The 22,341-nt window shown below is 65.9% G+C and carries 23 protein-coding genes; 11 read left to right on the top strand and 12 right to left on the bottom strand.

Features of this window, described 5'->3' with window-relative positions; translation table 11 throughout:
- Positions 1-24: 24 nt before the first annotated feature.
- Both AB7531_RS38065 and AB7531_RS38060 read left to right on the top strand, forming a co-directional pair.
- Positions 25-849, top strand: a complete 825-nt coding sequence (locus AB7531_RS38065; protein WP_441280252.1) for a dienelactone hydrolase family protein — start codon at positions 25-27, stop codon at positions 847-849.
- A gap of 224 nt (positions 850-1,073) precedes the next feature.
- Positions 1,074-1,223, top strand: coding sequence for a hypothetical protein (locus AB7531_RS38060; protein ID WP_008130160.1), 150 nt, complete (start codon positions 1,074-1,076; stop codon positions 1,221-1,223).
- A 180-nt stretch (positions 1,224-1,403) separates the two neighbouring features.
- Here the strand turns inward: AB7531_RS38060 and xseA are convergent, their stop codons facing one another.
- Complete coding sequence (xseA, locus tag AB7531_RS38055) at positions 1,404-3,044, bottom strand: exodeoxyribonuclease VII large subunit (protein ID WP_084795308.1); 1,641 nt, start codon at positions 3,042-3,044, stop codon at positions 1,404-1,406.
- A gap of 118 nt (positions 3,045-3,162) precedes the next feature.
- Here xseA and AB7531_RS38050 point away from each other — a divergent pair, with 118 nt between their 5' ends.
- From AB7531_RS38050 to AB7531_RS38030, 5 genes are all read left to right on the top strand, one after another.
- Positions 3,163-4,173: an alpha/beta hydrolase gene (locus AB7531_RS38050; protein WP_063985605.1), complete on the top strand. Its 1,011-nt coding sequence runs from the start codon at positions 3,163-3,165 to the stop codon at positions 4,171-4,173.
- A complete protein-coding gene (locus AB7531_RS38045; protein WP_063985604.1) occupies positions 4,170-4,724 on the top strand; it encodes a hypothetical protein in 555 nt (184 codons plus the stop codon). Before AB7531_RS38050 ends, AB7531_RS38045 begins: the two co-directional genes overlap by 4 nt.
- Before the next feature lie 3 nt (positions 4,725-4,727).
- A complete protein-coding gene (locus AB7531_RS38040) occupies positions 4,728-5,027 on the top strand; it encodes a winged helix-turn-helix domain-containing protein (RefSeq protein ID WP_063985603.1) in 300 nt (99 codons plus the stop codon).
- Between the two features lie 308 nt (positions 5,028-5,335).
- The gene (gene purD / locus AB7531_RS38035) at positions 5,336-6,619 is read left to right on the top strand and encodes a phosphoribosylamine--glycine ligase (protein WP_063985602.1); all 1,284 of its coding nucleotides are present in this window, start codon (positions 5,336-5,338) and stop codon (positions 6,617-6,619) included.
- A gap of 215 nt (positions 6,620-6,834) precedes the next feature.
- Positions 6,835-7,737 (top strand): alpha/beta fold hydrolase, encoded by a 903-nt coding sequence (locus AB7531_RS38030; protein WP_063986702.1) that lies wholly within the window; start codon positions 6,835-6,837, stop codon positions 7,735-7,737.
- Positions 7,738-7,879: 142 nt separating this feature from the next.
- Here the strand turns inward: AB7531_RS38030 and AB7531_RS38025 are convergent, their stop codons facing one another.
- A complete protein-coding gene (locus AB7531_RS38025; protein ID WP_038945284.1) occupies positions 7,880-8,338 on the bottom strand; it encodes a nucleoside deaminase in 459 nt (152 codons plus the stop codon).
- Between the two features lie 119 nt (positions 8,339-8,457).
- Between AB7531_RS38025 and AB7531_RS38020 the strand changes: the two genes are divergently transcribed.
- Together AB7531_RS38020 and rsmD are read left to right on the top strand one after the other, a co-directional pair.
- Positions 8,458-10,617, top strand: a complete 2,160-nt coding sequence (locus tag AB7531_RS38020) for a pseudouridine synthase (protein ID WP_231143639.1) — start codon at positions 8,458-8,460, stop codon at positions 10,615-10,617.
- Positions 10,618-11,172, top strand: coding sequence for a 16S rRNA (guanine(966)-N(2))-methyltransferase RsmD (gene rsmD / locus AB7531_RS38015; RefSeq protein ID WP_063985600.1), 555 nt, complete (start codon positions 10,618-10,620; stop codon positions 11,170-11,172).
- Positions 11,173-11,275: 103 nt separating this feature from the next.
- On the opposite strand, the gene mutL is transcribed toward rsmD, so the two are convergent.
- Positions 11,276-13,087 (bottom strand): DNA mismatch repair endonuclease MutL, encoded by a 1,812-nt coding sequence (mutL, locus tag AB7531_RS38010; protein WP_063985599.1) that lies wholly within the window; start codon positions 13,085-13,087, stop codon positions 11,276-11,278.
- Positions 13,088-13,329: 242 nt separating this feature from the next.
- Here mutL and AB7531_RS38005 point away from each other — a divergent pair, with 242 nt between their 5' ends.
- On the top strand, positions 13,330-13,647 hold the full coding sequence (locus tag AB7531_RS38005) for a ribbon-helix-helix domain-containing protein (protein WP_063985598.1): 318 nt from the start codon (positions 13,330-13,332) through the stop codon (positions 13,645-13,647).
- Between the two features lie 229 nt (positions 13,648-13,876).
- Here the strand turns inward: AB7531_RS38005 and AB7531_RS38000 are convergent, their stop codons facing one another.
- The 4 genes from AB7531_RS38000 to AB7531_RS37985 are packed head-to-tail and all read right to left on the bottom strand — an operon-like array spanning position 13,877 to position 16,851.
- Positions 13,877-15,445, bottom strand: coding sequence for a GMC family oxidoreductase (locus AB7531_RS38000; RefSeq protein WP_063985597.1), 1,569 nt, complete (start codon positions 15,443-15,445; stop codon positions 13,877-13,879).
- Positions 15,446-15,474: 29 nt separating this feature from the next.
- The gene (locus AB7531_RS37995; RefSeq protein ID WP_063985596.1) at positions 15,475-16,023 is read right to left on the bottom strand and encodes a hypothetical protein; all 549 of its coding nucleotides are present in this window, start codon (positions 16,021-16,023) and stop codon (positions 15,475-15,477) included.
- Positions 16,024-16,068: 45 nt separating this feature from the next.
- Positions 16,069-16,464 carry a VOC family protein gene (locus tag AB7531_RS37990; RefSeq protein WP_063985595.1) on the bottom strand — a complete coding sequence of 132 codons (396 nt, stop codon included), beginning with the start codon at positions 16,462-16,464 and terminating at the stop codon, positions 16,069-16,071.
- Entirely contained in the window at positions 16,465-16,851 is a 387-nt protein-coding gene (locus AB7531_RS37985; RefSeq protein WP_084795402.1) for a c-type cytochrome, read from the bottom strand.
- Positions 16,852-17,046: 195 nt separating this feature from the next.
- On the opposite strand from AB7531_RS37985, the gene AB7531_RS37980 reads away from it, so the two are divergent.
- Positions 17,047-17,460, top strand: a complete 414-nt coding sequence (locus AB7531_RS37980) for a hypothetical protein (protein ID WP_245328492.1) — start codon at positions 17,047-17,049, stop codon at positions 17,458-17,460.
- A 69-nt stretch (positions 17,461-17,529) separates the two neighbouring features.
- Here AB7531_RS37980 and arfB read toward each other — a convergent pair whose 3' ends face one another.
- The 5 genes from arfB to lspA form a co-directional block, all read right to left on the bottom strand.
- A complete protein-coding gene (gene arfB / locus AB7531_RS37975; protein WP_063985592.1) occupies positions 17,530-17,949 on the bottom strand; it encodes an alternative ribosome rescue aminoacyl-tRNA hydrolase ArfB in 420 nt (139 codons plus the stop codon).
- A gap of 116 nt (positions 17,950-18,065) precedes the next feature.
- Positions 18,066-19,421 carry a M16 family metallopeptidase gene (locus tag AB7531_RS37970; RefSeq protein ID WP_063985591.1) on the bottom strand — a complete coding sequence of 452 codons (1,356 nt, stop codon included), beginning with the start codon at positions 19,419-19,421 and terminating at the stop codon, positions 18,066-18,068.
- Entirely contained in the window at positions 19,418-20,812 is a 1,395-nt protein-coding gene (locus AB7531_RS37965) for a M16 family metallopeptidase (RefSeq protein ID WP_371496566.1), read from the bottom strand. Before AB7531_RS37965 ends, AB7531_RS37970 begins: the two co-directional genes overlap by 4 nt.
- A 204-nt stretch (positions 20,813-21,016) precedes the next feature.
- On the bottom strand, positions 21,017-21,739 hold the full coding sequence (locus AB7531_RS37960) for a hypothetical protein (RefSeq protein WP_063985590.1): 723 nt from the start codon (positions 21,737-21,739) through the stop codon (positions 21,017-21,019).
- 106 nt (positions 21,740-21,845) lie between these two features.
- Positions 21,846-22,340, bottom strand: a complete 495-nt coding sequence (lspA, locus tag AB7531_RS37955) for a signal peptidase II (protein ID WP_063985589.1) — start codon at positions 22,338-22,340, stop codon at positions 21,846-21,848.
- Position 22,341: the final 1 nt, after the last annotated feature.

Genomic DNA, 22,341 nt, shown 5'->3' with positions numbered 1-22,341 from the left:
CGGCATCTTCCACGGCAGAATCCGATGCGCCTTCGACTGACCGCCCTGTTCCTGATGCTGCTGATGTCGGCCGCGCACGCCGCGCCGGCGCCGCAGCAGGTCGACATTCCGCTGTCGTCCGGAATCCTGCATGGGCAGCTCTACAAGCCCGAAGGCGAGGGGCCGTTTCCGACCGTGATCGCGCTGCACGGCTGCGGCGGCCTCGGCAATCATTCAGAATCGGTGCTGCCGCGCTATCGCGACTGGGCGCTGCAATTGCTGAAGGCCGGCAATGCCGTGCTGCTGCCCGACAGCTACGGCTCGCGCGCGCTTGGGCCGCAATGCCGCGTCAAGGAGATGCACATCAAGGCACGTCGCGAGCGCGTCGCCGACATCGCGGCCTCGCGCGCCTGGCTGATGAAGCAGAGTTGGGTCGCGCGCGACCGCGTCAGCCTGATCGGCTGGGCCAACGGTGCCAGCGCGCTGCTCTGGGCGGTGCGTCCGCAGAGCGCCGCGCGCGAAGCCGGGCCGGATTTTCGCGCGGCGATCGCGTTCTATCCGGATTGCCGGATCTCCGCCGGCCTCGGCTGGAGCGCGCGGGTGCCGACCCTGGTGCTGATCGGCGCCAATGACGACGTCTCGTCGCCGCCGGCCTGCCGCCAGATGGTCGATGGTGCGCGCGGCCGCAGCGCGCTCACGCGCATCGTGGTCTATCCCGGCGCCTATCACGATTTCGACCGCGCCAATACGCCGCTGCATGCAGCTGCCGGTACCACCGACGCCGCCGCGCCCGAGCACGGCCATCTCGGCACGGACGCAGAGGCGCGCGCGGAGTCGCAGCGGGAAGTCGCGGAGTGGCTGGCGCGGTGAGGGCGGTCCTGTAGCCCGGATGGAGCGGGCTTGTCCCGCCGTAGCTCGATAGAGCGAAGGCGGAAGCGGGGCCGCCCGAGGAACAAATCTGGCGGACAGCCCCGCATCGACCACCGCCCTGCACGGAGTATGGCCGACCGTGAATCTACGTATCGCGTGTCGCGGCGGTTTCAGCAGGTGACGGCGCCTTAGTTCGACCACGATGTCGATTAAACGCAGTCCTCATGCGCAACCGCTTCGTCCTGTTCTCATCCGCACTGATCGTCTTCACCGTCGCGATCTTCCTGTTCGAAGCCCACGCCGGCGCGCCGATGATCGCGCCGGAACATTGCGGCTTCTGGACCACGATCGACGCGGGATTGTCCTGCCGGTAGGACGGGCTGCAATGACGTGGTTGGGGCTGCATGCGTGCACCACACAGTCGGTGTCGTCGCCCGGCTTGACCGGGCGATCCAGCACTCCGAGACGTCCGTGAGTCACCGAGAAGCCGCGGCGTACTGGATTCCCCGCCTGCGCGGGGAATGACACCGAGGGCGGAACGCCGCCCTCGCGCCTCAGAACAAATTGCCCTGATCCACCGGCTTCGCCACGCGCTTCGGCGCCGGTTTTGCGTCTTGCGCGGCCGGCTTTGCTTGCGCCAACGCACGCTTTGCCGTCGGAACTGCACGATCCGCATCCGCCGTCGCACCGACACGGCCGTCCGCAAACTCGATCTCGACGCGTGCGCCGGGACCAATCGCGTCGGCCGAATGCAAGGGATGGCCGGCCTCGTCCCGTACCAGAGCAAAGCCGCGGGCGAGCACGCCGCGATACGACAACGCCGAGAGCAGCTTGCCGCTGTTCTCGATGCGGGCATCCAATCGCTGCAACAGCGTGACAAGCGCGCGGTTGGCGCGTTCGGCCAGACGATGCGTGCGCTCGCGCTGGCGGGCAATTGCGTTGCGCTGCGCCTGTGCATTCGAAAGTTTCGAGGCGCGCAAGCGCACCTCCAGCCCGGCGAAACGGTCGCGCCGTTGCCGCAGCAGCGAGCGCGCGGACAGGCCGAGCCGCTCGCCGCACACGGTGAGGCGGTGATCGGCCTGCGAAATCTGCCCGTGCAGCACCCGCAGCGTCAGCTTTGCGCTCGCCGCGGTAAACCGGCGGAAATGCGCATGCGTGTTGGCCTTGAGGCCGCGGGGTAGCGACGCGCCCGCCGAATCCAGCCGTTGCCGCGGGATTGCGAGCAGATCGCCCGCCGCGGGCAGGGCGCGCGCGGCGGCGCGCAGCTCGCTGCGGCGGCTCTCATGGGCACGCTGCCAATAGGCGCGGGTGCGCCGCGCGAGATCGGCGACCTCGACGAACAAGTCGCTGCGCACCGGCACCGCCATCTCGGCCGCTGCCGTCGGCGTCGGCGCGCGCTTGTCGGCGACGAAGTCGATCAGCGTGATGTCGGTCTCGTGCCCGACCGCCGAGATCAGCGGGATCATGCTCTCGGCTGCCGCCCGCACCACGATCTCCTCGTTGAACGACCAGAGGTCCTCCAGCGAGCCGCCGCCGCGTGCCACGATCAGCACATCGGGCCGCGGAATCTTGCCGCCCTCGGGCAGCGCATTGAAGCCGCGGATCGCGGCTGCGACCTGCTCGGCCGAGCCTTCGCCCTGCACCTTGACCGGCCACACCAGCACGTGGCGGGGAAAGCGGTCCTCAAGCCGATGCAGGATGTCACGGATGACGGCGCCGGTCGGCGAGGTCACCACGCCGATCACCTCCGGCAGCCAGGGCAGCAACTGCTTGCGCGCCTCGTCGAACAGGCCCTCGGCGGCGAGCTTCTTCTTGCGCTCCTCCATCAGCGCCATCAGCGCGCCGATGCCAGCCGGCTCCAGCGCCTCGATCACGATCTGGTATTTTGAGGAGCCCGGATAGGTCGTGAGCTTGCCGGTGGCGATGACCTCGAGCCCTTCCTGGGGCTTGAAGCGCATCCGCCCGTGCACGCCCTTCCAGATCACCGCCTCGATCTTGGCGCTCTCGTCCTTGAGCGCGAAATAGCAGTGGCCGGAGGAGTGGGCGCCGCGGAAACCGGAAATCTCGCCGCGGACCCGGACATGGCCAAAGGCGTCCTCGACCGTCCGCTTCAGGGACTGCGAGAGCTCGGAGACGGTGAATTCGGGGGCGTTGAGCAGTGGTTCCGCAGGCGGCATCGGCAAACGATTCGGCATTTTGGGGTCAGACCCGACGTTAAGGATTTTCGCGGCGCAGCGCCAATCCGGGGATTGATATGAAGAGTACTCTGTAATATAGAGTTCTCTATCGATGATCAGTTCGAGGGAGTTTGCGATGGCGATGCGGCTGCTGCGGGGTTCTCTAAGCCTGTTGAAATGGGGCCTGTGCGCGGTTGGCGCAGTCGCGCTGCTGCTCACCGCCCTGATCGCGACGCCGCTGGAACGACCTGCGGAGATGCGCTCAGTCTCGGACTCCGCCAAGGGGATCGACTGGTCCACCCTCCCGCCGCTGGAGCGGTTCCAGGCCCGCGACGGTACCTGGCTTGGCTTCCGGCACTACGCGCCGAAGGGGACGGCCACCGACCGCGGCGCCATCTTCATCCATGGATCGTCCGGTTCCTCCGGCACCGTGAACCATGCCCTGACGGCAGCATTCGCCGCGCACGGCGTCGAGACCTGGGCACTCGATACGCGCGGCCACGGCGCCTCCGGCACGCGCGGTGATATCGGCTATGTCGGCCAGCTCGAGGACGATCTGGTCGACTTCGTCGCCCATGTCCGCAAGAGCGCGCCCGATTTGCCACTGACCTTGATCGGCCATTCCGCCGGCGCCGGCTTCTCGCTGCGCGTTGCCGCGACGCCGATCATGCAGGACCTGTTCGTCCGCACCGTCCTGATTGCGCCCTATCTCGGCTACGACGCGCCGACCAACAAACCGCACGCCGGCGGTTGGGCCAATGCTGACCTTCCGCGCTACTTCGGGCTGGCGGCGCTGCGCAAGCTCGGCATCGACTGTTGTTCGCAGCTTCCAGTGCTCGCCTTCGCCGTGCCGCCGAACTCGGAGCGGATCCTGGTGCCGACCTATTCCGATCGCCTGATGCGCAACTTTGCGACGCGCGGCTATCGCCTCGATTTTCCGGCGGTGACTCATTCGATGACGATTTTCGGCGGTGCCGAGGACGAGATGATGATCTCGGACAAATATGCCGAGACCGTGCAGGCGGTGAAGCCGTCGGTCGACGTCAAGATGATCGACGGCGTCAATCACATGGGCATGGTCACCAACCCGAAGGCGGTCAATGCAATCGCCGAGGACGTGGCAACGCGCGGAGCAGGCCAGTCATGATCGACAGCAAGGAGGCGTCTGCAGCGTTGGCCGACATCGACGACATCGTCCAGCGCGTGAAGCAATCGCAGCTCTACGAGCTCGCAAGCCTCGCAGCGGTCTGGTGGGGAGTCCTGGTGTTCGCAGGCAATCTCGTGACCTGGCTCTGGCCGGTCTACGCGGTCCACGCCTGGGTTGCCGTGGACGTTCTGGGCGTCGGCGGTCTGGTCGGAATCCGGTTGCTCAATCCATCACCCCGTCCGCATGGTGCCGCCTTCGATGTCAGGCTCGTTCTGGTCTTCGTGCTGTTCTTCGCCTTCGGCTATCTCTGCACCAACGTCGTCGGCCATTTCGGTCCACGCCAGCTCGGCGCGTTCTGGCCGCTCTACTTCATGCTGTTCTATACGCTGGCGGGTCTCTGGTTCGGCTACGCCTTCGTCGCGATCGGTCTTGGCATCGCTGCGCTGACACTGATTGGGTTCTTCTACATCGGAGAGGCGTTCCCGCTCTGGATGGCGTTCGTCAATGGCGGCGGTCTGATCCTCGGCGGCCTTTGGATGCGGCGGATCTAGCGCATGGCCGAGCTCGACGACATCATCCACCAGCCGCTGCGGCTCAAGATCATGGCGGCATTGAACGCGCTGCCTGCGACTGCAGGTCTGGAATTTTCGAGGCTGAAAAAGCTCACCGGCGCCACCGACGGCAATCTCGGCGCACACATCGAGACGCTGGCGAAGGCGGGCTACGTCTCGGTCGACAAGGCCTTCGTCGGCAAGAAACCGCAGACCACGGTCACCGCCACCGCCGCCGGCCGCGGCGCCTTCGCACGCCATGTCGCGACGCTGCAGGAGATCATTGCGGGGAAGCAGGTGTAGCGGCGATTGTCGTTCTCGGGCGTCGCTGACGCGGTGCAGATTGTTGTGCCCTCTCCCCTTGCGGGAGAGGGCATCTCCGCCGGTGGACGCAGGCTCACTCGGGTGAGGGGGCTGCCTCCACGAGCTTTTATGCGTGTGGATAGATACCCCTCATCCGGCGCTTCGCGCCACCTTCTCCCGCAAGGGGAGAAGGAAAGCGGGCTTCGCCGCGCCCCCGGAATGACGGGGAGTTCGGGGCGTTTCCCCTTGAGACCCGCGGCGATTCGTGCGACCTCCGGCACCAGCAAACCCCTTATTCTGAGCCCTCGATGCACATTCTCCTGCTCGGTTCCGGCGGCCGCGAACATGCCCTGGCGTGGAAAATCGCAGCCTCCCCCCTGGTGACCAAGTTCTGGTGCGCGCCCGGCAATGCCGGCATCGCGCGGGAGGCGGAATGCGTGGCGCTCGATGTCGCCGACCATGCCGCGGTGATCGACTTCTGCAAGACGAATGCGGTCGAGCTCGTGGTGGTCGGCCCGGAGACGCCGCTGGCCGCCGGCATCGTCGACGACCTCACCGCCGCCGGCATCAAGGCGTTCGGGCCGAGCGGGGTGGCGGCGCAGCTTGAAAGCTCCAAGGGGTTCACCAAGGCGCTGTGCACCGAATTCGGCATTCCGACCGGCGCCTACAAGCGCTTCACCAACGCCAATGATGCGCGTGCCTACGTGCAGAGCCAGGGTGCGCCGATTGTGGTCAAGGCCGACGGCCTTGCCGCCGGCAAGGGCGTCGTGGTCGCCAAGACCGTGCGCGAGGCCGAGGACGCCATCGCCATGATGTTCGAGGGCGCCTTTGGCGATGCCGGCGCCGAGGTCGTGATCGAGGAATTTCTGCCGGGCCGCGAGATCAGCTTCTTCGCGCTGTGCGACGGCGAGACCGCCATCCCTCTCGCTTCCGCGCAGGACCACAAGCGGGTGTTCGACCACGACGTCGGCCCGAACACCGGCGGCATGGGCGCCTATTCGCCGACGCCGCTGGTCACGCCCGCGATCCACGATGCGATCATGGCAAAGATCATTTTGCCGACGGTCGCCGGCATGAAGCAGCGCGGCACGCCGTTCCGCGGCATACTTTACGCCGGGATCATGCTGACCACCCATGGCCCAAAGCTGTTCGAGTTCAACGTTCGCTTCGGCGATCCCGAGTGTCAGGTGCTGATGCTGCGGATGATATCCGACATCGTGCCGGCGTTCCTCGCCTCCTGCGACGGGGAGCTTAAGCACTTCGACCTGCGCTGGCATCCGGACTCCGCGCTCACCGTGGTGATGGCGGCGAAGGGCTATCCCGGCGACTATCAGAAGGGCACGCGCATCGAAGGGCTCGATGACGCCGCCAAGGTCGAGACCGCCGAGATATTCCATGCGGGCACGGTCGAGGAGGACGGCGCGATCCTCGCCAATGGCGGCCGCGTGCTCAACGTGTGCGCGCTCGGCAAGACCGTGACCGAGGCGCAGGCGCGTGCCTATCAGGCCGTCGACCGCATCAACTGGCCGGAAGGCTTCTGCCGCCGCGACATCGGCTGGCAGGCGGTGGAAGCCGAGAAGGCCCGGGGCTGACAGGCTTTTTTCCGGAATACACGCATGGTGGCATCAAGATTGCCGCGTGCCTCCGCCCCGCCACATCGACATTCCAAAATTGCGCAATCGCCTGTTGGGGTTAGCAACCCTCACAGGTGACGACCGTGCTACTGTGCATGGGGTTGTTTTCGACATTTTTGTTTGAGGCGGCCCAGGACTGACCAGACAGGACTGACCAGATATGGATGCAGAAGATGTCCGATCTCGCCGACCTCTATCCGGGCTTTGGCTCCGAGTGGGTCAACACCTCCTTCGGCCGCATCTTCGCCCGCGTCGGCGGCAAGGGGCCGCCGCTGCTGCTGCTGCACGGCTTCTCCGAGACCAACGTGATGTGGCACCGCGTGGCGCCGCAGCTCGCCGACAAGTTCACGCTGATCATTGCCGATCTGCCGGGCTATGGCTGGTCCGACATGCCCGAGAGCGATGCGCAGCACATCCCCTACAGCAAGCGCGCGATGGCCAAGGCCATGGTCGAGGCGATGGAGCAACTCGGCCACGTCCACTTCGCGCTTGCCGGCCACGACCGCGGCGGCCGGGTGTCGTATCGGCTGGCGCTCGATCATCCCGGCCGGCTGTCGCGCCTTGCGGTGCTCGATATCCTGCCGACCTATAATTACTGGGAGCGGATGAACCGCGCCTACGCGCTGAAGATCTATCACTGGACCTTCCTCGCCCAGCCGGCGCCGCTGCCGGAGACGCTGATCTCGGGCAATGGCGAGTTCTTCCTGCGCTTCAAGATGGCGAGCCAGACCAAGTCGAAGACGCTGGACGCCATCGACGAGCGCGCACTGGAACATTACATCGCCCCGTTCCGCGATCCCGCCCGCGTGCATGCGATGTGCGAGGACTACCGCGCCGGCGCCTATTTCGATTACGACCTAGACAAGACCGATTTCGAGGCCGGCAAGAAGATCACGGTGCCGATGCTGGCCCTCTGGGGTGGCGCGGGCATCGCCCAGGCCGCCGCGACGCCGCTCGATACGTGGAAGCAATGGGCGACCAACGTCGACGGCATGCCGGTGGACTCCGGCCATTTCCTCACCGAGGAGAACCCGGACGCCACCGCAAAGGCGCTGCGCGAGTTCTTCGCAGGCTGAACTAAGCTGTCGCGACACACACAACTGTCATCGCCCGGCTTGACCGGGCGATCCAGTACTCCGAGACGGTGGTGGTTGATCGATAGGCCGCGGCGTACTGGATGCCCCGCCTTCGCGGGGCATGACGGCGGAATATGTGAATCTACCGCCGCTCCCGAAAGAAGTCCCTGAGCAGCCGCGCCGCCTCGCTCTCGCCGACCCCGGAATAGACGTCCGGCGCATGATGGCAGGTGGGCGAAGCGAAGAACCGCACGCCGGACTCGACCGCGCCGCCCTTGGGATCGGCGGCGCCGTAATAGAGCCGCCTGACCCTTGCAAAGGAGATCGCGCCCGCACACATGGTGCAGGGCTCCAGCGTCACGTAGAGGTCGCAGTCGACCAGGCGCTCGCTGCCGATCTTTTTGGCGGCCTCGCGCAGCGCAATGATCTCGGCATGGGCGGTCGGGTCGTAATCGGTCAGCGTCCGGTTCGCCGCGGTGGCGATGACCTCGTAATTGCGGACCACGACGCATCCGATCGGAACTTCGCCCGCCTTTCCGGCATTTTCGGCCGTTTTGAGCGCCAAATCCATGAAAGAGGGGGCTTTCAAGCCTCGTATCATCGTCAGAAACCTGCTAGTAGCTCCGCCTTCAGCAAGAGTGAATACCGGATTTGCCTGAGCATGCGGCTCGAAACGAGCGCGCACAATGCTTTCTGGCCACCCCCTAAGTGAGATTATTCATGCCTCGCGACAGCGACAAAGACAACGATTCCCGCGGCCGGCGTGATCGAGGCCCGGCAAGGGGAGGCCCGCCCAAGGGCCGGTCCGGCAAGCCGCGTGGCCCTGAGAAGAAATTCGCCAAGCGCGGCCCTGAGGGCAGGGGCGACGCCCGCCCGCCCCGTGGCGACCGCGACAGCCGTCCGCCTCGCGCCGACCGCGGGGATCGTCCGTTCCGCCGCCGCGAGGAGGGCGATGCCCCGCGCCGCGATTTCAGCGACCGTCCGAAATTCAAGCGCGACGACCGTGGTGGTGAGGAGCGCGGCGAGCGCAGCTTCAAGCCGCGCGGCGACCGCCCGTTCTCCGATCGCGGCTCGCGCGATGGCGAGAAGCGGCCATTCAAGCCGCGTGGTGATCGTCCGTCCTATGGCCGTGACGACCGTCCGCCGCGCAGCCGGGATCGCGACGATTCCCGTCCCGCCGGCCGGTTCGGTGACAAGAAGTTCGGCGACAAGCGGCCCTACGCGCCGCGTGGCGACCGCCCGGAACGCAAGTTCGACGGCGAGCGGAAGTTTTCGCGCGGCGCACCGGATCGCGAGCGCGACCGTGGGGATCGCAGCGACCGCCCGCGCGACTTCGGCGACCGCCCGCGCGATCGCGGCGAGCGCAGCGATTCAAAGCCGTGGCAGAAGCGCGACGCGGGTCCGCGTGGCGATCGTCCGCCGCGCAAGGACTTCAGCAAGGGTCCGCGCAAGGATTTCGGCGGCCGCGACCGCAGCGAAGACAAGCCCTGGCAGAAGCGCGACGATCGGCAGGGTGGCGGCGATGACCGTCCGCGTTTCTCGCGCTCGCGCGACGATCGCGCGTCCGGCGATCGTCCGTTCCGCGAGCGGCCCAAGTTCGATCGACCCAAGTTCGATCGCCCGCGCGACGACCGTCCGAAATTCGATCGGCCCCGTCGTGATGGCGATGGCGAACGCGGCGGTGACCGTCCCAAATTCAATCGTCCGCGCGAGCGCTCTGAGGGCCGCTCCGACTGGCACGAGCATCCGCGCAACGAAGGCCGCTTCGGCGACCGTCCGCGCCGTGAAAACGAGGATGAGAGCAGGATCTTCGAGAAGCGCCCCGCCTTCGGCGGTCGCGGCGCCTATCGTGACCGTGATCGGGATTTCGAGGGCCGTCCGCGCCGTGACGAAGCACCGAAGCCGAAGAAGGCCGGCGAGCGTATCGCAAAAGTGCTGTCGCGTGCGGGCCTCGCCTCGCGCCGCGACGCCGAGGAGATGGTCACGCAGGGGCGCGTCTCCGTCAACGGCCGCGTCATCAATTCACCGGCGCTCGACATCACCTCGAACGATGTCGTCACTGTCGACGGCAAGCCGTTGCCGGAGCGTGAGCGCACGCGGCTGTTCCTCTACCACAAGCCGCGCGGCCTGATGACCACGCATGACGACCCTGAGGGCCGTCCGACCGTGTTCGACAATCTGCCCGAAGGCCTGCCGCGGCTGATCTCGATCGGCCGCCTCGACTTCAACACCGAAGGCCTGCTGCTGCTCACCAATGATGGCGGGCTCGCGCGCACGCTCGAGCTGCCGGACACCGGCTGGCTGCGCCGCTACCGCGTTCGCGCCCATGGCGACGTCACGCAGGCCCAGCTCGATCAATTGAAGGAAGGCATCGAGGTCGAAGGCGTCAAATACGGCCCGATCGAGGCGACGCTGGAGCGTGATCAGGGTGCCAATGTCTGGCTGGTGTTCGCGATCCGCGAAGGCAAGAACCGCGAGGTGCGCAACGTCTGCGCCCATCTCGGGCTCGAAGTGAACCGGCTGATCCGCGTGTCCTACGGACCGTTCCAGCTCGGCGAGGTCCCCGAAGGCCAGGTCGAGGAGATCAAGTCGCGCGTGCTGCGTGATCAGCTCGGCGACAAGGTGATCGAGAAGTCGGGCGCGCAGTTCGACGTGCCGAAGAAATCTTCTTCACCCGACGGCGAAGCGCCACGCGAGAAGAAGCCCGCCAGCAAGCGTGACGTGATCAACGATCGCAAGGGCCGCCGTGTGCTGGTACAGCGCACCGGCAGCGAGGAAGCGCGCGAGCGCAACGAGTCCGAGGCCAACGGCTACGGCCCGCCGCGCCGCCCCAAGCGCGGCTATCACGGCAAGCGCGATTTGACGCCGCGGGAGGACTGATTGCGCGTCGTCGGCGGTCGTTTGAAGGGGCGCAATCTCGCCTCACCGTCCTCGCGCGACATCCGCCCCACGGCGGACCGCCTGCGCGAGTCCGTGTTCAACATCCTCGTGCACGCCTATGACGATCCGATCGAGGATGCGCGCGTGCTCGATCTCTTCGCCGGCACCGGCGCGCTCGGCATCGAGGCGTCCTCGCGCGGCGCAAAGTTCACACTGTTCGTCGACAACGGCGCGGAAGCGCGCGCGCTGTTGCGCAACAATGTCGAGACGCTCGGCCTTGGCGGCGTGACCAAGGTCTATCGCCGCGATGCGACCGATCTCGGCCCTGCGCATCCCGTCGAGCCGTTCTCGCTGGTGTTCCTCGATCCGCCCTATGGCAAGGGATTTGCGGAGAAGGCGCTTGCGAGCTTGCGCGATGGTGGCTGGCTCACGCCGGGCGCGCTGCTCGTGGTGGAAGAGGCTAAGGCTGCGGAGTTCGTGACGCCGGAAGGTTTCGAGGAATTGGAGCGGCGGGCGTATGACGACACGGAGTTCGTGTTTTTGAGGAAGCCGTAGTCTCGCTGCCGTAGGGTGGGCAAAGGCGCAACGCGCCGTGCCCACCAACTTTCTGCGATCGCGATAGGTGGTGGGCACGCTTCGCTTTGCCCACCCTACGAAATCATCGCCGCCCGAACAGCTTCTCCACATCGCTCAGCTTCAGCTCGACATAGGTCGGCCGGCCGTGATTGCACTGGCCGGAGTTCGGGGTGTCCTCCATCTCGCGGAGCAGGGCGTTCATTTCCTCCGGCCGCAGCCGGCGGCCGGCGCGCACCGATCCGTGGCAGGCCATGGTCGCGGCGACGTGCATCAGGCGGCGCTCCAGCGGCAGCGCCTCGTCCCATTCGGCCATATGCTCGGAGAGATCGCGGAGCAGCCCGCCCGCATTGGTCTTGCCGAGCAGCGACGGCGTCTCGCGCACCGCGACCGCGCCGGGGCCGAAGGATTCGATCGCCAGCCCAAACGACGCAAGCTCCTCGCTGCGCTCCAGCAGGCGCTCGACTGTCGCCTCGTCCATCTCGACGATCTCGGGAATCAGGAGGATCTGCCGCTGCACGCCATTGGCGGCGAGCGAGGCCTTCAGCCGCTCGTAGACGATGCGCTCATGCGCGGCATGCTGATCGACGATGATCAGGCCGTCGCGGGTCTGCGAGACGATGTAGGTCTCGTGGATCTGCGTGCGCGCCGCGCCGAGCGGACGGTCGACCAGGTCAGCCGTCGGTTGCGTCTCGAACCGCACGTCCGCACTAGGTGCGCCGACGTCGAACGCGGCCTGCGCGCGCTCGGCGAAGGCGGGTGCGGCCGCACCTTCGAAGGACGGCATCGGCGCGACCGGGGCGGATGGCGAAGCCCGCCAGTCCCAGCTCGCAGGCCGTGGCGTGAAAGCGGGCCGGAACGAGGACAATGCGCTCTCGCCACTGTTGGCGGCCGTGCGCCGGCCCTCGCGCGCGAGCGCGTCCTTCAATCCGTGCACGATCAGCGCGCGCACGAGGCCGGCATTGCGGAAGCGCACCTCGGTCTTGGCCGGATGCACGTTGGCATCGACCTCGCGCGGATCGAGCGTGACGAACAACGCCAGCACCGGATGGCGGTCGCGCGGCAGATAGTCGGCATAGGCCCCGCGCACGGCGCCGAGGATCAGCTTGTCGCGCACCGGGCGGCCGTTGACGAAGAGATATTGCCCGAGCGCGTTGGCCTTGGTGAGCGCCGGCGCCGCGGCATAGCCGGCGATGACGACGCCCTCGCGCTCGGCGTGGACCTCGATGGCGTGGCTGCGGAATTCTGCGCCGAGGATATCGCCGAGCCGCGTCAGCCGTCCGGCGGCGCCGGGCAGCGCGGCGGTCCAGGTCACCGGCGCGCGCTCCTCGCCCGCGAGCGTGAAGGCGACGTCGGGCCGCGCCATGGCGAGGCGCCTGACCACCTCGCGGATCGCCTCCGCCTCGGTGCGATCGGTCTTCAGGAATTTCAGCCGCGCGGGCGTTGCATAGAAGAGGTCGTTGACCTCGACGCGCGTGCCATGCGCCAGCGCGGCCGGCATGATCTCGGACTTGTCGCCGCCCTCGACTGACAGCGCCCAGGCATGCGGCTCGCTCGCGTGCCGCGTGGTGATGGAAAGACGCGCCACGGAGCCGATCGAGGGCAGCGCCTCGCCGCGGAACCCGAGCGTGCGGATCTGGAGCAGGTCCTCGTCGTCGAGCTTGGAGGTGGCATGGCGTTCGACCGCGAGCGCGAGGTCCTTCGCGGTCATGCCGCTGCCGTCGTCGGTGATCCCGATCCGCCGCCGCCCGCCGCCATCGGTGAAGACGTCGATCCGGCTCGCACCGGCATCGATGGCGTTCTCGACCAGTTCCTTGACCACGCTTGCCGGACGTTCGACCACCTCGCCGGCGGCGATGCGGTTGACGACTTGCTCTGGCAGCTGGCGGACGGGCATGGGGCTTTCGATCTGGATTCGCTGACGGCGCTATTCTAGGCCGTGTTGCGTCAAAAGCATGTGTTGGGCAACAGCCGTGTGGCGGGCTGGGGAAGAGGGATGCCTATCACATTGAAGGGATTGGACGTTCGAGAAAATTGCGCAACCGGGACGGAGCGGTCGCCCTGCCTGCCGTCCTGATTGTGGGGGCACGGGCAGCGGTGTAGCATCGTGAAAAAATGGCAACAGGATGGGAGGACGCCATGTGCAATTTCTTCGCGCACCAGCCCCAACGCAACTACGAATCCCAGACCCGCTCGTTGCGGATCGGCGGGCACTGCACCTCGATCCGGCTGGAAATGGCGTTCTGGGACACGCTGGAGGAGATCGCGGCCAAGGAGAGCATGAGCGTCGGCAAGTTCCTGACCACGCTCTACAATGAGGTGCTCGACCATCACGGCGAGGTCAATAATTTCGCCTCGCTGCTGCGCTGCTCCTGCCTGATCTACCGCTCCCGGAGCGTGACGCAGGTGCAGGAGTTCAAGGCAACCGTCGCGCCCATCCTCGATGCGGCCGAGTAGCCGTTGCTGTGGCGGCCCGCATCCGCATTCTCAATGCCATCATGCCGAACGTTCTTGGCCTGCATGGTTCGAGACGCCCGCCTCGGCGGGCTCCTCACCATGAGGGTCTGATATCTCGCCGCGCAACACGACCTCATCCTGAGGGCCCGCCGTAGGCGGGCGTCTCGAAGGATGGCCGCAAGCGAAATGCCTGCCACGTTCTTCCAATCAGACGGGATAACGCCCGACGTCAGATCTCCTTTTTCTGCATCGCGCCGGCGATGTAATCAGCCTGCCGGATCGCGAGCGCGACGATGGTCAGCGTCGGATTGCACGCCGCCCCGCTGGTGAACTGACTGCCATCCGAGACGAACAGATTCTTGACGTCGTGGCTCTGTCCGAACTTGTTGACCACGCCATCCCGCGGTTTCTCGCTCATCCTGTTGGTGCCGAGATTGTGCGTGCTCGGATAGGGTGGCGTTGGATAGGTCACGGTGGCGCCGACGGCGTCGTAGACGGCCGCACCCTGCTTGTAGGCATGTGCGCGCATCGCGAGGTCGTTGGGATGGTCGTCGAAATGGACGCTCGCGACCGCTTGGCCGAACTTGTCTTTGACGACGGGGTCGAGCGTGATGCGGTTGGTCTCCTGCGGCATGTCCTCGCCGACCAGCCACATGCCGGCCATCCTGGGATAGCCGTCGAGCGCCGCGGTGAACGGACGGCCCCAGGCGCCGGGATTGAGGAAGGCCGCCATGAACGGCAGGCCAATCGACAGCGTCTCCATCTCGTAGCCGCCGACGAAGCCGCGCTTCGGATTGTTGGCGGATTCATCACGGATAATGCCGGCCATGGTGGTGCCGCGATACATGTGCACCGACTTCTCGAACACGGCGTAGACGCTGCCGGTCATGTGCCGCATGTAGTTGCGGCCGACCTGGCCCGATGAATTGCCGAGGCCATCGGGGAACATGGTCGAGGCACTGTTCAACAGCAACCGCGGGCTTTCAATCGAGTTGCCGGCCACCGCGACGACGCGCGCCTTCTGGCGCTGCATCGCGCCACTCTCGTCGGCATAGACAACGCCGGTCACCTTGCCGGAGGCGTCGTGCTCGATCTTGACCGCCATGCTGCTCGGCCGTACTTCGAGATTGCCGGTCGCCTCGCCCTTGGGGATTTCGGTGTAGAGCGTCGACCATTTCGCGCCGGATTTGCAGCCCTGGAAGCAGAAGCCGATCTGCTGGCAGGCGCCGCGGCCGTCACGCGGCTGGCTGTTGATGGCCATGTTGCCGGTGTGCACGGTTTTGTAGCCAAGCTTCTTCGCACCGGCCTCCAGCACCTTGAAATTATTATTGCCGGGCAGTCCGGGAATGCCGTTGGTGCGGGTCACGCCCATCTTGTTCTCAGCCTTGGCGTACCACGGCTCGATTTCCGCGAGCGTCACCGGCCAGTCCAAAAGATTGGCGCCGGGAATGTTGCCGTAGGTGCTCTTCACCTTGAACTCGTGCTCGTCGAAGCGCAGCGATGCGCCGGCCCAGTGTGTGGTCGAGCCGCCGACCGCCTTGACGATCCAGGCGGGCAGGCCAGAGAAGTCCTTGGCGACGCGCCATGTCCCCGACGTGGTGCGGGCATCGGTCCAGGCGAGCTGGGAAAAGCTCTCCCACTCGTCGTTGACGAAGTCCTGGTTCTCGATGCGGGGACCTGCTTCGAGGATCACCACCTTGACGCCCTTCTGCGCGAGCTCGTTGCCCAGCGTGCCGCCGCCGGCACCGGAGCCGACGATCACCACAACGCTGGAGTCGTTCAGATCGAATTTTGCCATATGCGTTCTCCTGAACCGTTGGGTGAGCCTTAAGCCTTCGGCAGCCAGTCGATGTCGGCAAAGCCGCGGTTGATGTAGCCGCCGTGCTCTGCGGAGGAGCCTTCGTAGCCGAACCGCGGCCAGACCTCTTTCTGGTTGTAGAGCGACACCACGAGGTCGCCGCGCACCTTCTGGAAGAAGTCGCTCTGCTCGATCTCCGTCAGCAGCACCACGCGGTCGGCTTCCCATGGCACTTCGGCGTAAGCCACCTTGTGCCGATCCCGCGCGTTCTGATCGAGCCGCGTGATGCCGTCGCTGATCAGAGACTTGACGGCGGGGTCCTTGGCCGCCTTGCCGTCCCACGGCTTGATCGCGGTGATGTAGTAGCTGTCGCCGAGGACGTCGTGCGGATAGATGTCGCGCGCGACCTTCAGCAGCGTCTTCATCGTTGCGGGCGAGAGCGTGCTGGCATCATCCGCCCAGGCATCCTCGATGCTGACGGCGACGCTGGTCGCGACAGCGACGACCGGAACGGCGGTCGCCGCGCCCTTGAGAAAGACGCGGCGGCTGTGCTTGCTTCGACGATCGACTTCTCTCATGGCATTCCTCCGTAGATTTTGTGATTTGGATTTTTGTGATTTTGATCAGCCGAAACGACCCCCTCGCTGGATCACCTCGATCTTGTAGCCATCGGGATCGCTGACGAAGAAGAAGCGCGCCAGCGTCTTGCCGTCGTGCTTGAAGTCGTGCAGCGGTCCCGGTGCGAGCTTCTCGCGCTCGAAGCGGGCATGTTCGGTATCGAGATCCTCGACCACCACGGCAATATGTCCGTAGCCGTCGCCGAGCTGGTACGGCTCCTTGCGATCGAAATTCACCGTCAGCTCGACCTCGAAAGGTGAGGAGGGATGACGCAGATAGATCAGGGCAAAGTCCGAAAATTTCAGATGGTCGGCGACCTCCAAGCCGAAGGCGCGCTTGTAGAAGTCGAGCGAGCGGGCCTCGTCGAGCACGCGGATCATGGAATGAACGGGCTTTGCCATTCAGTTCAGCTCCTTCAGGTAGGTGATGATGGCGGCGCGCGTCTCCGGCTTCGCCTGCCGGTAGACCATGGTCACGCCGGGAATGACGGCTTGCGGATTGCTCAGCCAGGCGTCGAGCCTGGTCTCGTCCCAGGCGAAGTCCACTTTCGACAGCGCCTCCGAGTATTTAAAACCTTCGGTCTTGCCGGCGGGACGGCCGACGACCTTCACCAGCGGTGGGCCTTGCCGCGCCGGCTCTGACAGGCTTGTCGTGTGGCACACCGCGCATTGCTGTTTGAACAGCGTCGCGCCATCCGGCGGCTTGGCGGCCGGCAAGGGCATTTGCGCATCGGCAACCCGCGTCACCAGCACCATCGCGGTGCACAATCCCAGCACGATTGCGCGCATCGCCAAGAATCCGCCCATCCACATCAACGTGCGCAAACTCTAGGCGGCGTCAAAGATGCGGTGGTAGTAGCGGGCTGTTTCGATGCGCGCGGAGACACTGGTGGCCGCGTGTGTTCCGCAATGCCTTATATGCGGAGCACAATTCCGCGAAACCGCCGTCAAATCCCTAAACGATCACCACACCATGCGCATTGCATGACGACCGCGCCGCTTGAACTCTCTACGCGATGCAATGACCCGGTGCAGGTGAGCGGCGCAGGATGCAGCCGAGCCATTCGTCGCGGAAAAATCCAGGAGAAATGGATGAAGTTGGTGAAGACCTCGATGATCGCATGCGCTCTGTCGGCTCTCATTGCGACGCCGGTTCTCGCGCAAGGCGCGCCACCCGCCAAGACGGGCGGCGCCGTGCAAGGCAAATCGATGCAGGGCAGCACAATGGGCAGCGGGGATGAGGAGATGAATGCTCAGCCGGGCGCGGCGGGCGAGAAGACGGGCATGAAGTCGACCAAAGGCACCAGGGGCACGGTCGGCACCACCGGTAGCGCTGCGCATAAGGGAACCGCCGACGATTCCGCGACGGGCGGTGCAGCCCCGGCCAAGCGTTACTAGTCCCGCCGGGTGAAGCAAGCAGACTCCGGTCGCCCCGCGGCCGGAGTTTTTTTGACTGGGTCTGCTTTGCTAGTCGTCGAAGCGGCCGCCGCCGCGCCCTGCCTTGATGTCGCTGCGGCGCTTCTTGCCGTCGAGCCGGCGCTGCTTGGAGCCAAAGGTCGGCCGTGTCGCGCGGCGCGGCTTTGGCCGTATCATCGCTTCGGTCAGGATCTCGGTGAGCCGGTCGATGGCGTCCTGACGGTTACGCTCCTGGGTGCGGAAGCGCTGGGCGTGGATCACGATCACGCCGTCCTTGGTCATGCGCTGGCCGGCGATGCGGGCGAGCCGGATCACCGCATCCTCCGGCAAGGTCAGCTTGCGCGTGTCGAAGCGCAGCTGGGCCGAGGTCGAGACCTTGTTGACGTTCTGCCCGCCCGGGCCGGAGGCGCGGACGAAGCCGATCTCGATATCGTCCTCGTCGATGACGAGATCGCGGGATATCCGCAGCATGCTGGCACCATTCGTGATGTCCGGACATATCGCGGACGTCCACGTTCGGCAATGGCGCATCCTGGAAACGCAAATGGCCGGGCGAGCCCGGCCATTTCAGGAAACGTCAGGGGACGTCAGTTCGACTTCGTCGCCGGTGCCGCGGCCGCCTGTGGGGCGCGGCCGACGACGACGGTCAGGAGGCCCTGGCCCCAGAGGCGCTTGGCGGCGGCCTTGGCGTCGTCCAGTGTCACCGCATCGACGATGGCGTTGCGCTTCTCGATATAGTCGATCGGCAGCTTGTCCTGCTGGTATTGCAGCAGCGCCTGCGCGAGCTTCGAGGAGGTATCCAGCGCCAGCATCTGCGAGCCCTTGAGGTAGGACTTGGCTTCGTCGAGCTCCTTCTGCGTCGGGCCCTCCTCGGCGATGCGGCGCACTTCCTTGTCGATGGCGTCGATGGTGTCGCCGGCCCGGTCGGCGCGGGTGCCGGTGTTGCCGATGAAGACCGCCGAATGCTCCATCCAGAGCAGCGATTCGAACACGGAATAAGCCAGCCCGCGCTTCTCGCGTACCTCGCGATAGAGCCGGGAGGACAATCCGCCGCCGCCCAGGATGTGGTTGACGACATAGGCGGCCATGAAGTTCGGATCGCTGCGCTTCACGCCGGGGCCGCCGAAGGTGATGACGGTCTGCGGCACGTCGAGCGGCACGAAGGCGCGCTGCGGCGGTTTTGCCGCCTCGACGTCGGCGACCGGCGTGAGATTGGCTTTTGCGGGCAGGCTACCAAAAGTGTGGTCGAGCAGCTTGCCGAGGGTGGCCGGATCGACGTCGCCGACCACCGCGATCTTCAGCCCGTCCTTCGCAATCACGCGGCCGACATAATCCTTCATGTCGGCGACCGTGATGGTCGGCACGCTGTCCAGCGTGCCATTGGTCTGCCGGCCATAGGGATGGTCGCCGAACGCGACCTCCAGGAATTTGCGGCTCGCCAGCGACGACGGATTGGTGGTCTCGCGGCGCAGGCCCGAGATCACCTGTGAGCGGATGCGCTCGACGTCGGCGGTGTCGAAATGCGGCGAGGTCAGCGCGCTCCTGAGCAGGTCGAAGGCCTCGTCCTTGTTGTCGCGCAGCATCCGCAGGCTGCCGCGGAACGTATCGCGGGTGGCGCTGAAGGAGAGCTCGATGGCGCGGCGGTCGAGCCGCTCATGGAAGGTCTTGGAGTCGAGATCGCCGGAGCCTTCGTCGAGAAGGTCGCCGACCAGATTGGCGACGCCGGACTTGTCCTTGGGATCCTGCGCCGAGCCGCCGGCAAAGGAATATTCCATGGCGATCAGCGGCACCGTCGCATCCTGTACGAACCAGGCTTCGATGCCGCCCGGCGAAGTCAGGTGCTGGATTTTTGCAGCCGCCTGTGACGGCGACACCGTAGCCAGCGCGAGTGCCGCGCCGGTGGCAAGCGAGAATGCAACGCGTCGAAGGAAGGGATAGGTCACGAACGCTTCTCCTCGCGCTTGGCGGCACTGGTGTCCTTGATCAGATAGCCCGTCACCGATCGCTTCTTCTCGAGCCATTTCTGCGCGACAGTGCGAACCTGCTCGGCGGTGACCGCGCGAATGCGGTCGGGCCAGCTCCTGATGTCCTCGATCGAGAGGCCCGTGGTCAGCGCGCCGCCATACCAGCGCGCCAGCACCGCCTGGTTGTCCTGGGCGTAGATCGCTTCCGCAATGAGCTGGGTCTTGACCCGCTCGAGGTCCTCGGCGCGGATCGGGTTCTGTGCGATGTCGGCGATGACGCCGTCGACCACTTGCTCGACATCGGCAAAGCTGACGCCCGGTTTCGGCGAGGCCGAGATCGCGAACTGGGTCGGGTCGAGCGAGATGCTCGAATAGCTGGCGCTGGCGGACACCGCGAGCGGCTTGTCGACCACGAGCGCGCGGTAGAGATAGGAATTGCTGCCGCTGCCCATCAGCTGCGCCAGCACGTCGAGGGCGGCGCTTTCACCTGCGGCGGCGGTCGTCGCCGACGGTACGAGATAGTAGCGGCGCAGGCTCGGCTGCTCGACGCGCGGGTCGGCCAGCGTGACCGTGCGCGGCGCCGCCGGCTCCGGCTCCTGCGGACGGATGCGCCGCTCCGGGATCGCGGGCTGGGCCGGAATGGAGCCGAAATTCCGCTCGACCAGCGGGCGGATGTCGGCGGCTTCCACGTCGCCGGCGATCACGAGGATCGCGTTGTTCGGCGCGTAGAAGCGGCGGTAGAAGGCGAGCGCATCCTCGCGGTCGAGCTTCTCGATCTCCTGGTGCCAGCCGATCACCGGCCGGCCGTAGGGATGATTGAGATAGAGCGCGGCCATGATCTGCTCGTTGAGCCGCGCGTCCGGATTGTTGGCGACCCGCATGTTGTACTCTTCGAGCACGACGTCGCGCTCGGGCAGCACGTTCTCGTCCTTAAGGATCAGGCCGGTCATGCGATCGGCCTCGAACTCCATCATGGTCGGCAGCTGCTCTTTCGGCACGCGCTGGTAGTAGTTGGTGTAGTCGACCGAGGTCGAGGCGTTCTCGTTGCCGCCGACGCGGAGCACGGTCTGGGAGAATTCGCCGACCGGATGCTTCGAGGTGCCCTTGAACATCAGATGTTCGAGGAAGTGCGCGAGCCCGGACTTGCCCGGCGTCTCGTCGGCCGAGCCGACCTTGTACCAGATCATCTCCGTGACCACGGGCGTGCGGTGGTCCGGGATCACCACGACCTGCATGCCGTTGGCGAGCGTGAAGCTGGCGGGCGGGGCCGATGTCACCGTGGTCTGGGCGAGGGCGGCGCTGGCTGAGAGGACACTCGTCGAAAGCAGCGCGGCAAGGAGGCAGGCGGCCGATCGGTAAGAGGACATCATAATCCTTATGAAAAGGCCGAACCCGGATGTCCGGCTCGGAGGCACTGCATGCTACACCGTGCGGCTGAGGCTTCGCGTCACGAAGCAGAGAACTCAACGCGCTGGCAAGTTACTGATAAGCAATATGCAGACTGCGTCCGGCGTGCGTAAGCCGCCGGTGCCAGGATGCGCCTGTCAGGATGTCGCGGTGGGGCAGGAGCGCTATTATTCCTTTTCCTTGCCCGACATGATGTCGAAATAGGTCCGGCGCGACTTGTCCGGCCCGGCGCCATAGGCGTAGTTCGGGGACGGCGTCTGGTAGCCCGGCGGCGGCTCGACCAGCGACGAGCGCGGCGGCTCGCTGGTGAATTTCTTCTCTTCGGAGCTGTTGCCGCCCTTCATCATGTTCCAGAGACCACCGGCGTAACCGAGCTCGGTGGGGCTGAGCGACGGGTTGCCGTTGGTGCCCGGCTGGATCGGGTCATTGCTTGTACGGGGGGCTGCGGCGACCTCGCCGGCCTTCATCTCGGCGGGCGTCAGCGGTTGGGCCGCCTGCCAGTTCTCCGTCGCCTTGGTCGCCTTCTTGCGCGCTGCGATGGCTTCCTTGCGGCGCTTCTCTTCGGGGTCCTTCGGCCAGTTCGGAGCATTCTTGGCCTGGGTTGCCGGAGGCGGCAGGTCGAGCTTGGGCGGCACGACGAGCGGCGAGCGCTCGCGGTATTCGATGCCGGGCTTTTCCATGCTCTTGGCGCCGATGCCGGACATCAGATTGTCGATGATCTTCTCTTCGAAGGTCATCCCGTCATCATCATCGTCGTCGTCACCGGCACGGACCGGGCCTGCCGTCATGACGAGGCCGATGCCGAGCGCGACAGCGGACAATTTCAACGCCCGCCAGAACCCTGCCTTGGGGTCTCGAACCATCGAACCGCTGGTCTCGGAGCTGCGCATCACTGTACCTGTTCCATATTGTGGCAGATTGCTGCACTTTGCCGCTCGCACGCGGCCAATCCTCGCAAAAAGCAGGGTTCCACCTGCCGGTCCGTATCGGCCGGGATCAGGGCGCTTTTGCGGCGGGTACCCCCAGGAAGGAATCATACAATAGCGCCGCCACCCCGACAACGATGGCCACGTCCGCGAGGTTAAACACATACCAATTATAGGTATTTCCGCCGAGCTCGATGTGGAACAGGGCGAAATCGACCACCGCGCCGTAGGCGAAGCGGTCGATGCCGTTGCCGATCGCGCCGCCGATGATCAGCCCGAGTGCGACCGTGGCGAGCAGGGTGTGCGAGCGGGCCATCCAGATCGCCAGGGCGACCACGGCGACGACCTTGACCGCCATCAGCGCGATCTGCGCCGACTGGCCGTCGTTCTGGAGCCAGCCGAAGCTGATGCCGATGTTCCAGGCCAGCACCAGGTCGAAGAACGGCGTCACCTTCACTACGCCGCGGCGGGCGAGGTCGAACACGTTCAGGAGCCAAAGCTTTGAGGCCTGGTCGGCCACCAGCGTGACCACGGCCGCGAGGATGCCGGCGCGAAGCGGGGTCATG

Origin of the sequence: Bradyrhizobium sp. 63_E2_N1_3 (assembly GCF_052076005.1) — a bacterium.
In the GTDB taxonomy this organism is placed as follows: Bacteria; Pseudomonadota; Alphaproteobacteria; order Rhizobiales; family Xanthobacteraceae; genus Bradyrhizobium; species Bradyrhizobium barranii.
The sequence above is the reverse complement of the archived record's forward strand: the minus strand, read 5'-3'. Positions and strand labels throughout refer to the sequence as shown.